The sequence below is a fragment of the Heyndrickxia coagulans DSM 1 = ATCC 7050 genome (assembly GCF_000290615.1).
Classification (GTDB): Bacteria; Bacillota; Bacilli; order Bacillales; family Bacillaceae_C; genus Weizmannia; species Weizmannia coagulans.
The window spans coordinates 1-14,858 of sequence record NZ_ALAS01000033.1; the positions used below are offsets into that span (position 1 = coordinate 1).

Annotated in this window: 14 protein-coding genes; 2 read left to right on the forward strand and 12 right to left on the reverse strand. The window is 47.1% G+C overall.

Annotated features, from left to right (window positions below):
- Positions 1 to 168: 168 nt before the first annotated feature.
- Both IC21_RS16940 and IC21_RS16625 read left to right on the forward strand, forming a co-directional pair.
- Positions 169 to 333 carry a hypothetical protein gene (locus IC21_RS16940; RefSeq protein ID WP_168940077.1) on the forward strand — a complete coding sequence of 55 codons (165 nt, stop codon included), beginning with the start codon at positions 169 to 171 and terminating at the stop codon, positions 331 to 333.
- A gap of 136 nt (positions 334 to 469) precedes the next feature.
- Entirely contained in the window at positions 470 to 610 is a 141-nt protein-coding gene (locus IC21_RS16625) for a hypothetical protein (protein WP_155116782.1), read from the forward strand.
- 538 nt (positions 611 to 1,148) lie between these two features.
- On the opposite strand, the gene smpB is transcribed toward IC21_RS16625, so the two are convergent.
- The 12 genes from smpB to rpoN form a co-directional block, all read right to left on the reverse strand.
- Positions 1,149 to 1,613 (reverse strand): SsrA-binding protein SmpB, encoded by a 465-nt coding sequence (gene smpB, locus IC21_RS01245; protein ID WP_013860180.1) that lies wholly within the window; start codon positions 1,611 to 1,613, stop codon positions 1,149 to 1,151.
- Positions 1,614 to 1,652: 39 nt separating this feature from the next.
- Entirely contained in the window at positions 1,653 to 3,947 is a 2,295-nt protein-coding gene (rnr, locus tag IC21_RS01250) for a ribonuclease R (RefSeq protein WP_029142770.1), read from the reverse strand.
- A gap of 27 nt (positions 3,948 to 3,974) precedes the next feature.
- On the reverse strand, positions 3,975 to 4,724 hold the full coding sequence (locus IC21_RS01255) for an alpha/beta hydrolase (RefSeq protein ID WP_013860182.1): 750 nt from the start codon (positions 4,722 to 4,724) through the stop codon (positions 3,975 to 3,977).
- Between the two features lie 192 nt (positions 4,725 to 4,916).
- A complete protein-coding gene (gene secG / locus IC21_RS01260; protein ID WP_029142771.1) occupies positions 4,917 to 5,150 on the reverse strand; it encodes a preprotein translocase subunit SecG in 234 nt (77 codons plus the stop codon).
- A gap of 226 nt (positions 5,151 to 5,376) precedes the next feature.
- Positions 5,377 to 6,672 carry a phosphopyruvate hydratase gene (eno, locus tag IC21_RS01265; RefSeq protein ID WP_029142772.1) on the reverse strand — a complete coding sequence of 432 codons (1,296 nt, stop codon included), beginning with the start codon at positions 6,670 to 6,672 and terminating at the stop codon, positions 5,377 to 5,379.
- A gap of 394 nt (positions 6,673 to 7,066) precedes the next feature.
- Complete coding sequence (gene gpmI, locus IC21_RS01270; RefSeq protein ID WP_029142773.1) at positions 7,067 to 8,602, reverse strand: 2,3-bisphosphoglycerate-independent phosphoglycerate mutase; 1,536 nt, start codon at positions 8,600 to 8,602, stop codon at positions 7,067 to 7,069.
- Positions 8,595 to 9,356 (reverse strand): triose-phosphate isomerase, encoded by a 762-nt coding sequence (gene tpiA / locus IC21_RS01275; protein WP_013860187.1) that lies wholly within the window; start codon positions 9,354 to 9,356, stop codon positions 8,595 to 8,597. The genes gpmI and tpiA overlap by 8 nt, the downstream gene beginning before the upstream one ends.
- A 26-nt stretch (positions 9,357 to 9,382) precedes the next feature.
- Positions 9,383 to 10,567, reverse strand: coding sequence for a phosphoglycerate kinase (locus tag IC21_RS01280; protein ID WP_029142774.1), 1,185 nt, complete (start codon positions 10,565 to 10,567; stop codon positions 9,383 to 9,385).
- Positions 10,568 to 10,657: 90 nt separating this feature from the next.
- Positions 10,658 to 11,665 (reverse strand): type I glyceraldehyde-3-phosphate dehydrogenase, encoded by a 1,008-nt coding sequence (gene gap / locus IC21_RS01285; protein ID WP_029142775.1) that lies wholly within the window; start codon positions 11,663 to 11,665, stop codon positions 10,658 to 10,660.
- A gap of 65 nt (positions 11,666 to 11,730) precedes the next feature.
- Positions 11,731 to 12,759 carry a sugar-binding transcriptional regulator gene (locus tag IC21_RS01290; RefSeq protein ID WP_029142776.1) on the reverse strand — a complete coding sequence of 343 codons (1,029 nt, stop codon included), beginning with the start codon at positions 12,757 to 12,759 and terminating at the stop codon, positions 11,731 to 11,733.
- A gap of 135 nt (positions 12,760 to 12,894) precedes the next feature.
- Complete coding sequence (locus IC21_RS01295) at positions 12,895 to 13,140, reverse strand: glutaredoxin family protein (protein ID WP_029142777.1); 246 nt, start codon at positions 13,138 to 13,140, stop codon at positions 12,895 to 12,897.
- A 199-nt stretch (positions 13,141 to 13,339) separates the two neighbouring features.
- Positions 13,340 to 14,674 (reverse strand): RNA polymerase factor sigma-54, encoded by a 1,335-nt coding sequence (gene rpoN, locus IC21_RS01300; RefSeq protein WP_029142778.1) that lies wholly within the window; start codon positions 14,672 to 14,674, stop codon positions 13,340 to 13,342.
- Between the last annotated feature and the right edge of the window lie 184 nt (positions 14,675 to 14,858).

Here is a 14,858-nt window from a genome sequence, read left to right on the forward strand (position 1 = left end):
ATGTTCATTCAAGGTGTACATTTAGATGATAGAGTGTCTTCCCATTTTTTTCCACTCATTTGCCCCTTCGAGTAAAATTTTACACATACGTTTTTCCGTATGAGCCAAGTTTTTCCCGGCAGTATGGCAGAAGAAGAAAACACATACAATACCTCATAGGTGAAAAGAATGGATGAAAGAAAACTGTATAAGTCCCCTTTTTCTGCCGTGCTGTGGTCGGTTGCTTTTCCCGGATTCGGACAGCTTTACAACGGTGATTATTTCATCGGGCTTTTGATCATGCTTTGGACGGCAGCCATCAATTTCGGTTCGAACCTCAATCTGTCGGCTTAAATTGCGTTCAAAGGAAATTTCAGCCTAGCCGGTGAACTGTTCCATCCCGAGTAGGGGATTTTTTCCTGCCGTTTACTGCTTCTCCCTCTGGCAAGCCTTTAACAAGTCGGTATCCATTAACCGGAGATTGGCATCATTGGGGGTGAAAAAGCCAAAAAAAGCAACACATTTAACTGGTTTCTTTTTCGGCATGTTGGCAGGTTTCAACTTTGGCCTCTTCTGGCATTTCCCTTTTTCGGGTTTTTTAGATATTTGGGCGTTCTGGATTTGCCTGTAATTAACGGGCTGGTGGTTGGCTCCATTTGTGCTGCTTTGGGCCATCGGATCGAGTCTCTTTGTTATAAACATGTTAAAAAGCAATTTTTTTAGCATTTCATAATACCGGACAAGAACAAAAAGAATTGAAATAAAGGAAGTATGCGATTTGGTTTCTTTGATTTCTATTTAAAACTGAACGAAAAAGAGGAGGCGAAAGTAATGGAAAACATTAAAATGCTGGATCCGGATGAAGCGGAACAAGTATTGAAGCTGTCAAATTCCTACTTTGATCGCGGGTATAAAACAGGATTGGAAAAAGGGCGGGAAGAATGATAGCGAACAATAGCAGAGAGAATCGGAGCCGCCATTGATTGAAGGATGGCCGGCCCGCACCAGACAGAAATAACAAATGAACGCAACGGTTGGAGCATTGGCAAGGCGGAACCCGGCAGGCCTCTCTCCCACGATTGAAAAAAGCCATTTCTTAAGGGAAGCGCGCAAATCTTCTATCCGGCGCCTTCCCTTTTTTCGTTCAGAGGAGCCGCCATACTGTTTTTTTAGTGCTGGCGGGCTTTAAAGGCGCGTTCAATCTCGCGGGCGGCTTCTTTCCTCTTCAAGGATTCGCGCTTGTCATAATTCTTTTTCCCGCGGGCGACGCCGAGCAGCACTTTTGCATACCCATTTTTAATATAGATTTTGAGTGGGATTAAAGCATAACCCTTTTCTTTTGTCACACCGGCCAGCCGGTCAATTTCTTTCTTGTGCAGCAAAATTTTCCGCGGGCGAAGCGGGTCATGATTGTACCGGTTCCCCTGCTCATACGGGCTAATGTGCATCCCGTAGACAAAGACTTCCCCTTTTTCCACACGGGCAAACGAGTCGCGCAAATTTACGCGGCCGGCCCGGATCGATTTGATTTCTGTCCCCTGCAGGACAATGCCTGCTTCATATGTTTCTTCGATAAAATAATCGTGGCTTGCTTTCTTATTTTGCGCCAGCACTTTCCCTTCGCCTTTTGGCATTTCGTTTCCCCTCCGGTGAAGGTTCCCGGAAAAATCCGGTTACCTTCGATTTGCTTTTTTCTTTTTCTTTTTCGGCGGCCTTGTCGCCCAGTCTTCGCCGGCATGGCGCGTTTTTTGCGGCCGGGCAGAATGGGCGCCGCGCACTTTGACGATCTTTTTCGGGCGTTCTTCCGTTTTTTCGCGGCGGTTGTTTTTCATGCCGACAATTTCAAAATCAATATTGTGTTCGTCTTTGTTCACATTGAGCACGCGGACGCGGATTTCATCGCCAATGCGGAATACATTTCCTGTCAGCTCGCCGATCATGGCATATTGCCGCTCATTGTAATGGTAATAGTCATCTATCATATAGCTGACATGTACAAGCCCTTCAATGGTGTTCGGCAGTTCGACAAACATGCCGAAATTCGTAACCGAGCTGATAATCCCGTCGAACTCTTCCCCAATTTTGTCTTCCATAAATTCGGCCTTTTTCAGCTCATCCGTATCCCGTTCAGCTTCTACTGCCCGGCGTTCCATTTTCGAGGCATGGTCCGCAATTTCCGGCAGCAATGCTTTCCATTTTTCTTTTGTCTTTTCATCCAATTTTCCGCTGATCAAATAAGCGCGGATCAACCGGTGGACAATCAGGTCCGGATAACGGCGGATCGGCGAGGTGAAATGTGTGTAAAATTTCGTTGATAAGCCGAAGTGGCCAATGCATTCCGGATCGTACTTCGCCTGCTGCATCGACCGCAGCATGACCGTCGACACGACCATTTCCTCAGGCCGCCCGGAAACCGTATCAATGATTTCCTGCAGCGCGCGCGGATGCACTGAATTGGCTGTGCCGCGCACAATCAGGCCGAAGTTGGTAATAAATTCAAAGAACCGCTGCAGTTTCTCCGCTTTCGGCTCTTCGTGGATCCGATAAATAAAGGGCACGTCCAGCCAGTAAAAATGTTCGGCAACCGTTTCGTTGGCAGCGAGCATAAATTCTTCGATCAGTTTTTCCGCAACCGACCGCTCCCGCAGCACAACATCCGTCGGTTTGCCATTTTTATCGACAATGACTTTTGCTTCTTTAAAATCAAAATCAATGGCGCCGCGCTCCATCCTTTTTTTGCGCAAAATCTCCGCAAGTTCGGCCATTTGCTCAAACATTGGAACGAGTGGTTCATAATGTTTTCTGAGCGCTTCGTCGCGGTCAACAAGGATTTTGTTAACGTCCGCATACGTCATCCGCGCGGTCGTTTTGATGATGCTTTCAAAAATTTCATGATGGACAACGTGGCCTGTTTCATCAATTTCCATTTCGCATGACAGCGTAAACCGGTTGACTTGCGGATTCAGGGAACAGATGCCGTTTGATAAACGGTGCGGGATCATCGGGATGACGCGGTCAACAAGGTACACGCTCGTCCCGCGTTCAAATGCTTCACGGTCAATCGGTGATCCTTCCCGTACATAATGGCTAACATCTGCGATATGGACGCCGAGCTTGTAATGGCCGTTTGCCAGTTTTTTCACGGTAACGGCATCATCGAGGTCTTTTGCATCGGCCCCGTCAATCGTTACAATCATTTCCCCGCGCAAATCACGGCGGCTGCCAATCTCGTTCTCATCAATTACTTCCGGCACCCGGTTTGCCTGTTCGAGCACTTCATCCGGAAATGCCTGGGGCAGCCCGTACTGATGGATAATCGACAAAATATCGACACCGGGATCATTTTTATGGCCGAGAATTTTGATGATTTCGCCTTCCGCATTTTTCGTGCCTTCCGGATAGGCGGTAATATGGACAATCACTTTATGGCCTTCGACAGCACCGCCGTTTGCTGTTTTCGGAATAAAAATATCGCTGCCGAACCGTTTGTCATCGGGTACGACAAATCCGAAATGTTTGCTTTCGACGTATGTGCCGACAAGTTCTGTCTGGCCGCGCTCAAGAATGCGCACAACGGTTCCTTCCTGGCGCTGGCCTGAGCTTTTGGTGGACACACGGACAATAACGGTGTCTCCATTTAATGCATGGTTCGTTTCATGCGGCGGGATAAAAATGTCGTCCATCCCGGGTTCATCGGGTGCGACAAAAGCAAAGCCTTTCGGGTGGCCGATCAGTTTCCCGCGTACGAGATTCATTTTTTCCGGCAGGCCGTAACGGTTGCTTCGCGTGCGGACAATGAGGCCCTTTTCCTCCATATAAACGAGCACTTTTACAAATGCTTTGAACTCGGAAGAATCGTCAATGCCGAACGCTTTTTCCAGTTCCTGAACCGTCAGCGGCTTGTACGTCTCTTCTTTCATATATGATAAAATTTTTTCAACATCTTGCTGTAGTTGGTCTTGTTCCATTTATTTCCCTCCTTTTTCGGGAAAATTTTAAACCGACCAGTCAAGCGACTCCAGAAATGTGTATACATCTTCGTGAAGTTGGTCTTTTTCGCCATCGAGTGTAATGACATGGCCGGAGTTCTCATACCATTTGAGTTGCTTATGGTCTGTTTCCACTTCTGAATAAATAATATTGGCGCTTTCCGGGCGGATCATTTCATCATGGCGCGCTTGTACAACAAAAACAGGCGCATAAATGTGATCGACATGGTTGCGCACATCCTGAATAAGCTCTTGCAGCGATTGCAGCGTATGCATCGGCGTTTTTTTAAATTCCCGCATTTCCTGTTCGATCTGCGCTTCGCTTTTCCCTTCGAACTGTTTATATTTGCGGGCATACGCAACCACGCCTTCATACATCGTTTGCTCGCTTTTTATGTACATGGGCGCGCACATGGTGATAATTCCCTTTACAGGTACAGTGTAACCTAATTTTAAGGAAAATACCCCGCCCAGTGACAATCCGGCCACTGCAATTTCATGATACCCTTTTTCTTTCAATAACTGGTAGCCGTTCATGACATCCTGCCACCAGTCGCTTGGGCCCGTATGCAAAAGATTTTCAGGCGGTACCCCATGCCCTTTATATTGCGGCGCATGGCAAGTGTATCCTTTTTTTTCAAGGAAGCGCCCGAGCATCCTGACATCGGCGCTGCTTCCGGTAAATCCGTGCAAAAGCAGTACAGCCCTCTTGCCGGCTTCAAATAAAAACGGTTTGGGTGGTACAATTCTCATCATCCGTAAAAAACGCCTCTTTCCTGCTGTTTTTCTTTGGGCCTTTGTTCATTTTATTTGTAACAAAGACGTTTCGGAATTGCCAGCAATCCGCATAAAAATACCCGGCCTGGATTTTGGGACCGGGATGGGTGTCTTAAAGTTTACAGGCATGTGCGGATAAGGCTTCTGAAAAGTTGCCTGATTTGCATACCCTTATAGGTTTACATATGCAAGTCCGATGGCCAGCAGGAAAAATAAAACAGCGAGCACAATCGTAATCCTGTGTAAGATCAGGTCAATACCGCGCACTTTTTGTTTCCCGAAAAGCTGTTCAGCACCGCCGGAAAGGGCGCCGGACAATCCCGTGCTTTTCCCCGGCTGGAGCAGAATGACTGCAATCAACAGAATTGAATCGATGATTAGTAACGTTAATAACAATGTATGCACAACTGCACACCTCCTGAGACGGGCAATACCTAATCTTGAGTGTACCATATTGGGGAGCGGGGTTCAACTACATTGGAACAATTGTCCGAAAAGGAACAGCGTCTTTCTGATCCGGCCCCCGTTTTGTCTTTTAGGGGTCCGGTGATGAAGGACGTTTTTTGGGTTCCGGGTTTTCCCATACAATCAAAAACTGCCCGGCTCTCACCGGGCAGCGTACCAAAACCAATTATTTTTTCAAGTTGTAGAAAGTTTTTTTGCCAAGGAACTCGGCTGTTTCAGCCAGTTCGTCTTCGATGCGGAGCAATTGGTTGTATTTTGCTACGCGGTCGGTACGGGATGGCGCACCTGTTTTGATTTGGCCGGCATTTGTTGCAACGGCGATGTCCGCAATGGTGCTGTCTTCTGTTTCGCCAGAACGGTGGGAAACAATTGCAGTATAGCCTGCACGTTTTGCCATTTCAATCGCATTGAAAGTTTCCGTCAAAGTACCAATTTGGTTTACTTTGATCAAAATGGAGTTGCTAATGCCTTCTTCAATACCACGGGCAAGTTTTTCAGTATTGGTTACGAACAGGTCGTCGCCCACCAATTGGACTTTCTTGCCAAGGCGTTCTGTTAACATTTTGAAGCCTTCCCAGTCATTTTCATCCAAACCGTCTTCAATGGAGATGATTGGGTATTTCGAAATTAATTCTTCATACCAGTTGACCATTTCTTCAGCAGTCAAAACTTTGCCTTCGCCGGCTAAATGGTATTTATGGTCTTCGTCGCTGTAAATTTCGGAAGATGCAACGTCCATTGCAAGCAAAACTTGTTCGCCTGGTTTGTAGCCGGCTTTTTCGATGGCTTCAATAATGGTAGAAAGGGCTTCTTCATTCGATTTCAAGTTTGGTGCAAAACCGCCTTCGTCCCCGACAGCAGTATTATAACCTTTTGCTTTCAAAACAGAACGCAGGTTGTGGAAAATTTCAGCACCCATACGCAACGCTTCTTTGAAAGTCGAAGCGCCGGCAGGCATGATCATGAATTCTTGAATGTCCACGTTGTTGTCAGCATGCGCACCGCCGTTTAAGATGTTCATCATTGGAACAGGCAGTTGTTTTGCGTTGAATCCACCAAGGTATTTGTACAAAGGCAAATCCAATTCGTTTGCTGCAGCACGGGCAACAGCAAGGGAAACGCCAAGGATGGCATTTGCGCCAAGTTTGCCTTTGTTCGGTGTGCCGTCCAGTTCGATCATTGCTTTGTCAATGCCGACTTGGTCAAACACATCGTAACGGCCGATAATGGCTTCAGCGATCGTGTCGTTTACATTTTTAACAGCTGTTTCGACACCTTTACCGAGGAAACGGCTTTTGTCGTTGTCACGGAGTTCAACAGCTTCGTATTCACCTGTAGAGGCACCGCTTGGCACCAATGCGCGGCCGAAACCGCCGTCTTCTGTGTAAACTTCTACTTCAACAGTTGGGTTGCCGCGCGAATCCAATACTTCGCGTGCATAAACATCAGATATTAAAGACATCTTCTTATCTCTCCTTTTTCAATGCATAAATGGGGGTTTTCATCACTTTGTGAACTACCCGCTATTAAAATGGCAAGTTTCCAGTTCTACGCAATGAACAGATGTCCGTTGAACGTATACACTGTTGGCGTGTCCAACACCACTACTGATTGAGCCTTTAGCTCATTCAGATGCTTTTTGCAGATATTCATTGCACCATTCGTCATTCAAATCGTACAAAGCGGTACTTTCCAGGCATGGCGCTAAGGGCATATCCGCGGCAAATTTTCCCGGCATGCCCCCGGGTGTCATCCTTTTCCATGCCCCAAGCACCATTCAGGCATGGCGCTCCCGTTTTCAGGGCGTCACTTTCACCGCATTTGGCCGGATTTTCCTTTTATCAGGCTTCCCAGGGTCATTTTTTAATCAGGCTTGTGCCTGTCATTTCTTTCGGTTTTTCAATGTTCAACAGATCAAGCATGGTCGGTGCCAGGTCGGCAAGGATGCCGCCGTCACGCACTTCAACGCCTTTTTTCGTGATGATGACCGGAACCGGATTTGTCGTATGGGCTGTCATCGGCTTGCCTTCCGGTGTCAGCACTTCATCCGAGTTACCGTGGTCAGCCGTGATAATGGCATAGCCGCCTTTTTCAAGGATCAGGTCCACTACTTTGCCGAGGCATTCATCGACAGCTTCGATCGCTTTAATGGTTGGTTCCAGCTTGCCGGAGTGGCCAACCATATCCGGGTTTGCAAAGTTCAAAATGATGGCATCTTGTTTGTCATTCCGGATTTGCTCCAGCAAAGCATCCGTTACTTCATAGGCGCTCATTTCCGGTTTCAAGTCATATGTTGCCACTTTAGGGGAATGGATTAAAATTCTTTCTTCCCCCGGAAATGGTTCTTCACGCCCGCCGTTCATAAAGAACGTCACATGCGGATATTTTTCAGTTTCTGCAATCCGCAGCTGTTTTAACCCGTGCTGTGCCAATACTTCGCCGATTGTATTGTCAAGGCTGACCGGTTTGAAGGCAACATAGCCTTTGACCGTTTCCGAAAAATGTGTCATGCAGACGAAGTACAAATCTTTCGGATGATTCGGGCCGCGGTCAAATGCACGGTAATCTTCATTCGTAAAAGCATTTGAAATTTGGATGGCACGGTCCGGGCGGAAGTTGTAGAAAATGACCGAATCATGGTCCTGAACCGTTGCCACCGGTGAGCCGTCTTCTTTTGTAATCACAGAAGGAATAACGAATTCATCAAAGATCCCGTTTTTATAGGAATCTTCAATCACCGCCATTGGGTTCGGATATTTCGGGCCTTCGCCGTATACCATGGCACGGTACGCTTTTTCCACACGGTCCCAGCGCTTGTCACGGTCCATGGAATAGTAACGGCCGGTAATCGTTGCAAATTCGCCAACGCCGTACTCTTTAAATTTTTCTTCCGTTGCTTTGATATATTTTTCCGCTGTTTTCGGGCCCACGTCACGGCCATCAAGGAATGCATGGACGTAGACTTTTTTCACACCTTGATCGGCTGCGAATTTCAACAGTGCGAACATATGGCGGATATGGCTGTGCACGCCGCCGTCCGACAACAAGCCGAATAAGTGGAGGCTTGTCCCGTGTTTTTTCACATTTTCAACCGCGCCGAGGAAAGTTTCGTTCTTTTCAAACTCGCCTTCTTTGATCGACATGTCTACGCGCGTCAGATTTTGGTAAACGATACGCCCTGCACCGATGTTTGTATGGCCGACTTCCGAGTTCCCCATCTGGCCATCAGGAAGGCCGACGGATTCGCCGCTTGCGCTGAGCTGATTGTGCGGGAACTCTTTCCAGTAACGGTCAAAATTTGGTTTTTTTGCTTGGGCTACAGCATTGCCGTATGTTTCTTTCCGGCAGCCGAAGCCGTCTAAGATGATTAATGCTACAGGTGCTTTACTCATGGCTTACCGCCTCCAATAATTGCAAATAAGATTGCGGGTCAAGGCTTGCGCCGCCCACTAATGCACCGTCAATATCTGGTTGTTCCATGAATTCTTTAATGTTGCCGGGTTTTACACTGCCGCCGTATTGAATTCGGACACTGTCAGCAACATCCTGGCTGAATTGGTCCGCGATGGCACTGCGGATATAGGCACAAACTTCGTTGGCATCTTCGGCAGTCGAAGATTTGCCTGTTCCGATTGCCCAGATTGGTTCATAGGCAACGACAACCTGTTTTGCCTCGTCGCCGGAAAGCCCGGAAAAAGCAGCTTTTACCTGTGAGCCGACGATTTGTTTTGTTTCATTGTTTTCCCGTTGTGCCAGTGTTTCTCCCACGCATACGATTGGTGTTAAATGATGGGCAAAAGCAGCTTTCACTTTCTTATTGACTGCTTCATCCGTTTCATTAAACATTTCACGGCGTTCAGAGTGTCCCAGGATGACATATTCAACATGCAAATCCGCGAGTGCAACCGGGCTGATCTCGCCTGTAAAAGCACCGCTTTCTTCATAGTGCATGTTTTGGGCGCCAATTTTTACGCGGGTGCCTTTTGTTGCTTCCACCAGGCGTTCCAAAAAGAGCGCAGGCGCACAGATGACGCTGTCGACAACAGATTCGCCAGGTACCGAATGTTTTACCTCTTCGACAAAAGCCAGCGCTTCCGGCAAGGTTTTATTCATTTTCCAGTTCCCCGCAATGATCGGTTTACGCAATAAGGACACTCCCTTTCCTGATAAAATTATTTGTCATTTAAAGCTGCGACGCCAGGAAGTGTTTTCCCTTCCATAAATTCAAGCGATGCGCCGCCGCCCGTTGAAATATGGTCCATTTTTTCTGCCAGATGGAATTTTTCAACAGCTGCCGCAGAGTCGCCGCCGCCGATGATGCTGTAAGTGCCGGTTGCAGCCGCGAGCGCTTCTGCAACGCCTTTTGTCCCGTTGGCATACGCGTCCATTTCGAATACGCCCATCGGTCCGTTCCAAATGACGAGTTTCGATTCTTTGATGACTTTGGCATACAGTTCAACCGTTTTCGGGCCGATGTCAAGTGCCTGCCAGTCAGCCGGAATTTCTTCAATTGCTACTTCTTTTTTGTTGGCCGTTTCGGAGAATTCGTCTGCTACGACCGCATCAACCGGCATATAGAAGTTGACGCCTTTTTCTTTCGCCTTTGCCATAAAAGAATTTGCAAGATCAATTTTGTCTTCTTCAAGCAGCGATTTGCCGATTTCATGACCTTTTGCTTTGACGAACGTATAAGCAAGGCCGCCGCCGATGATCAGGTTGTCGACTTTATCCAGCAAATTGTCGATGACGCCGATTTTGTCTTTGACTTTCGCGCCGCCGATAATGGCAGTAAAAGGGCGTTCCGGATTGGACAATGCTTTGCCGAGCACATCCAGTTCTTTTTGCATTAAAAAGCCGGATACTGCAGGCAAGTGATGGGCAATCCCTTCTGTTGATGCATGGGCACGGTGGGCAGCGCCGAATGCGTCGTTTACATACAGCTCAGCCAAAGATGCAAATTCCTTTGCCAGTTCCGGGTCATTTTTTTCTTCACCCGGGTAGAAACGGACGTTTTCAAGCAACAATATGTCGCCATTATTCATTTTGCTGATTTCCGCCTTAACCGATTCGCCGTAAGCTTCATTTGCTTTTTTGACGTCTTTTCCAAGCAGTTCACTCAGGCGTTTTGCAACCGGCGTGAGGCGCAGTTCTTCAACAACCTGGCCCTTAGGACGGCCGAGGTGGCTGGCAAGAATGACTTTCGCGCCGTTTTCCACCAAATATTTGATCGTTGGAAGGGCAGCGCGGATCCTTGTGTCATCCGTTACATTGCCGTCTTTTAACGGAACATTGAAGTCGACGCGGCAGAAAACGCGTTTGCCTTGCAATTCAACATCTTTAATCGATTTTTTGTTCATGGCAAAACGAACCTCCTTTTGTTTTACAGGCATTGAAAAAAGGGAGAGGGGATTCTTCCCCACCCCCCTTGCAACGTTTTATCGTTCAAATTAAAGGCCTTTAGAAGCGATGTATTCAACAAGGTCAACAACGCGGTTGGAATAACCGAATTCGTTGTCATACCAGGAAATGACTTTCACCATGTTGCCTTCGATAACCATTGTGGATAATGCATCAATGGTCGAAGAAACAGTTGTATGGTTGTAGTCACGGGATACAAGCGGTTCTTCGCTGTAAGCGAGGATGCCTTTCAATTCGCCTTCAGCCGCTTCTTTCAATGCTGCGTTTACTTCTTCAACCGTTACGTTTTTGCCAAGTTCAGCAACAAGGTCAACAACAGAAACGTTTGGAGTCGGAACGCGCATAGCCATACCGTTCAATTTGCCTTTCAGTTCAGGCAATACAAGTGCAACTGCTTTGGCAGCACCGGTTGTGGTCGGGATGATGCTTTGTGCAGCTGCACGCGCACGGCGGTAGTCTTTGTGCGGCAAGTCAAGAATTTGCTGGTCGTTTGTGTAAGAGTGAACAGTTGTCATCATACCGCGTTTGATTTCGAATTTTTCATGCAGCACTTTTGCAAACGGCGCCAGGCAGTTTGTTGTGCAGGATGCGTTCGAAATAACGTGATGATTTTTAGGATCGTATTTTCCTTCGTTAACGCCCATTACGATCGTAATATCTTCGTTTTTGCCAGGAGCGGAAATGACGACTTTCTTTGCGCCTGCTTCAAGGTGTTTCGCAGCCCCTTCACGGTTTGTGAAACGGCCTGTGGATTCAACAACAACGTCAACACCGAGGTCGCCCCATCCGAGATTTGCAGGTTCGCGTTCAGCCAAAACTTTTACTTTATGGCCGTCTACAACAATGGAATCACCGTCAACAGTGACTTCTTCTTCGAGGTTGCCATGAACTGAGTCATATTTTAACAAGTGTGCAAGCATTTTTGCATCTGTCAGGTCATTGATTGCGACGATTTCAACATTAGGATTGCCTAGAGCAGCACGGAATACGTTACGTCCGATACGTCCAAATCCGTTAATACCAACTTTAACTGCCATTTGTATTTCCTCCTTTAGTCGTAAAAACTTTATATTTCAAAAGGGTTATCCCTTTTAAAAACAGGTTAGCGCCAAGCGAGAATTTGTTTTGCCGCCCCTTCGTCCGTAATCAGAACAGTGGATTCCGGCTTCGTGTTCATGTAGGCTTTAATGGCCTTTGCCTTGGATGCCCCGCCGGCAACCGCAAAAATATGGCGGATCTGGTGTAAATCTTCAAGTTGCAGGCCGATCGTCCGGACCTTGTGAACAATTTCACCATGTTCATTAAAATAGTACCCGAACGCTTCGCCGACTGCATGCCCGCGGATGATTTTCTCCATCTCTTCTTTTCCGGTCTTGCGGCGCTCTGCCATCGTCATGGCTTCGCCAATGCCGTGCAGCACAATATCCGCTTGTTTAATAAGGGTAAGAACTTCTTTAATGGACGGCTCATTTACGACCGATTTGTACACTTCCGGGCTGACCTGGTCAGGCACATATAATACCCTGTGTTTTCCGCCGGTCCTTTCCGCCATTTTTGCGCAGATCGTGTTGGCCTGGTTTGCGACATCTTCACCGATCCCGCCTCTGGCCGGCACGAACAGCAGCTGCCTCTTGGCACTGATATCGGGAGTTAATACATCTGCGACTGCGGCCATCGTCGATCCTCCGGTTACAGCGATTATATTGTTTCCCGTTAAGGCGGCTTTCATTCTTACAGCACAAGCCCTTCCAAGCTCATTTTTCACCCACGGTTCTTTATCGCTGTCCCCTTGAACCACGACCACGTCTTCGAGGCCCAAAGCTTGTTTCAGCTTTTCTTCCGTTTCATTTATACCCGATATTTCTCTCATCATGCTTTCCATATTTTGTAACAAGGCAGCACCGTCAATTGTCACCGACATGCCTGAAGATTTTACGTCGATGAGCTTTTGATTTTTTAAAAAATCCGTCTCGCTCCTCAGTACGCGTTCTGACATGCCGAGCATTTGCGCCAATGTTCTTCTTCCGACCGGCTCCGCAAAAGAAATGGAACGGAGGATCCGGTACCGTTTTTGCATGACAGCGAGGATATCGGGGTATAATTTTTTTTGAACCTCTATCAACGATCGCATAGATGATGTACTCCCTTAAATAATTATGTAGGTCGTGTTGAGTCCCATAGAGACATTTTTTGTCCCACATGCTTCAAAAAAAATTACCCTCGCTACATATTTCATTCTAGCAGGATAAATTTTGCATTTCAACTATTATTGCTCATGAATTTCATGTAAGCGCTCCTTTATGGCAAAAATGTGAATCCGCCCATATCCGAGCATTTCCCCTTTATACTCGACAACCGGGATCATAAGGCCGTATTTTTCCGTCCACGCATCGCATGCTTCGATGTCTTTTTCAATCAGCCGAAACGGGATTTCCCTTTGCAGGCATTGCAGCTGTTCTTTTGCTTCCGCACAAAGCGGGCATTGTTTTCTTGTATATAGCACCAGTTCCATTTTAAAATCATCTCCCCTTCCGGCCACTCGTGGCAGGAACATGGGCTGTGCTCCTGATATAAACAAACAGGAATGGTTTTAAATGCCCCGTTCAGTTATTTGTTTTCGCAAGGCGCGCGTTTGCCCGTTCCCGTCCGGTTCACCCTTTTTTGCCGGCGGACGAAACGCGCAACTTCCGTTTTGAAAAAATATTCCCGGCTTATTCGTACCTTTTTCTTTTGGAAGATGACGGAATGCCGAGCTGTTCGCGGTATTTTGCCACTGTCCGGCGCGAGATTTCAAACCCTTTTTCATTTAATACGGCCACAATCGCCTGGTCGGAAAGCGGCTTCCGTTTGTCTTCCCCGCTTACAAGTGCTGAAATTTCATTTTTGACTTCGGCGCTCGATGCCGCTTCTTCCCCGCCAGGAGAACGGACCGGCAAGGCGGTCGTGAAAAATGTTTTCAATGGAAAAGTCCCAAACGGCGTTTCCATATACTTTTCCCTCACTGCGCGGCTCACTGTCGACTCATGCATCCCGATTTCATCTGAAATTTCTTTCATCGTAAGCGGCTTTAAATGCCCTTTTCCATATAAAAAGAAATCCCGCTGTTTTTCAAGCAGTGCTGCGCCGACTTTCAGCAGCGTTTCTTTCCGGCTTTCGATGCTTTTTCGGATCCAGTAGTATTCCTGCGTTTTTTCTTTTAAATAGCGGGTGACGCTGGCATCTCCGGACGGATTCATACTTGCATAGCTTTCATTCAAGCGGAGCTTTGGAACCTGGTTTTCTACAAGATACAATTCGAGCTTTCCCGCGTGATTTTTGACCAAAAGATCAGGAACGATGTATTGCGGCCGATCCGCCATAAAACCGGATCCCGGACGCGGGTTTAATGTCTGCACATAATCAGATACCCGCTGAATTTCCTGCAGGGAGATATCGAGTTTTTTCGCAATGCCTCTCCATTTTTTTTCGGCAAAATCGAGAAAATGGCGACTGATCAATTCTTCCGCATGACCGGGCGCATCCGGATCCCTTTTTATCTGGATCAGCAGGCATTCCTGAAGCGATCTTGCGCCGATTCCGGCCGGATCCAGCGACTGGAGAATGCCAAGCGCTTTTTCGGCATCTTCTTCGGAAATGGCAGCCATTTTTGCCGCTTCCTGAACCTGGATTGTAATATAACCGTTTGCATCAAGATGGCGCGCATAAAGTTGGACCGCTTTCACGATTGCGTTTGGCAACGCTTTCATATCCAATTGGCTGATCAAAAAATCCGGGAGTGTTTCCGTCTGTGCAGGAATTTGTTCAATCCAGTTTTTGTCCTGGCTTTTTTTCTGGCCCTTTGCACGGCTCAAGCCGGAAAAACGGGAATCGACCAGTTTAATATTGGTGCTGGACAGTTCGATGAGAGGATTTTCTGCAGCTTTTTCTTCCAAAAAAGATGCGAGCTCCTGGGACGAGAACTGAAGAACCTCTATTGCTTGCTTTAATTCCTGGGTCATTGCCAGTTTCATTGATTGCTTTTGCCACAATCCGACTTGAAGATCCATAACATTCCCCCCTTGGCAATGATAGAAGGCTTCTCTTGCTTTTGTTTTTTATTTTACAACATTTTTGTGTTTTAGTATATGCAATGGCAAGAAGTGTATGTGTCAAGTTTTTCTCGACAAGGTTTAAATATCGGGTATTCCAAGACACTCTTTTTGTACACTTTCGGCTACCGTGCTTTACTTG

Coding starts and splice junctions, on each gene's coding strand:
- IC21_RS16940 (WP_168940077.1), top strand. CDS start 169: ATGGATGAAAGAAAACTGTATAAGTCCCCTTTTTCTGCCGTGCTGTGG.
- smpB (WP_013860180.1), bottom strand. CDS start 1,613: ATGCCAAAAGGCGAAGGGAAAGTGCTGGCGCAAAATAAGAAAGCAAGC.
- rnr (WP_029142770.1), bottom strand. CDS start 3,947: ATGGAACAAGACCAACTACAGCAAGATGTTGAAAAAATTTTATCATAT.
- IC21_RS01255 (WP_013860182.1), bottom strand. CDS start 4,724: ATGATGAGAATTGTACCACCCAAACCGTTTTTATTTGAAGCCGGCAAG.
- eno (WP_029142772.1), bottom strand. CDS start 6,672: ATGTCTTTAATATCTGATGTTTATGCACGCGAAGTATTGGATTCGCGC.
- gpmI (WP_029142773.1), bottom strand. CDS start 8,602: ATGAGTAAAGCACCTGTAGCATTAATCATCTTAGACGGCTTCGGCTGC.
- IC21_RS01280 (WP_029142774.1), bottom strand. CDS start 10,567: ATGAACAAAAAATCGATTAAAGATGTTGAATTGCAAGGCAAACGCGTT.
- gap (WP_029142775.1), bottom strand. CDS start 11,665: ATGGCAGTTAAAGTTGGTATTAACGGATTTGGACGTATCGGACGTAAC.
- IC21_RS01290 (WP_029142776.1), bottom strand. CDS start 12,759: ATGCGATCGTTGATAGAGGTTCAAAAAAAATTATACCCCGATATCCTC.
- IC21_RS01295 (WP_029142777.1), bottom strand. CDS start 13,140: ATGGAACTGGTGCTATATACAAGAAAACAATGCCCGCTTTGTGCGGAA.
- rpoN (WP_029142778.1), bottom strand. CDS start 14,674: ATGGATCTTCAAGTCGGATTGTGGCAAAAGCAATCAATGAAACTGGCA.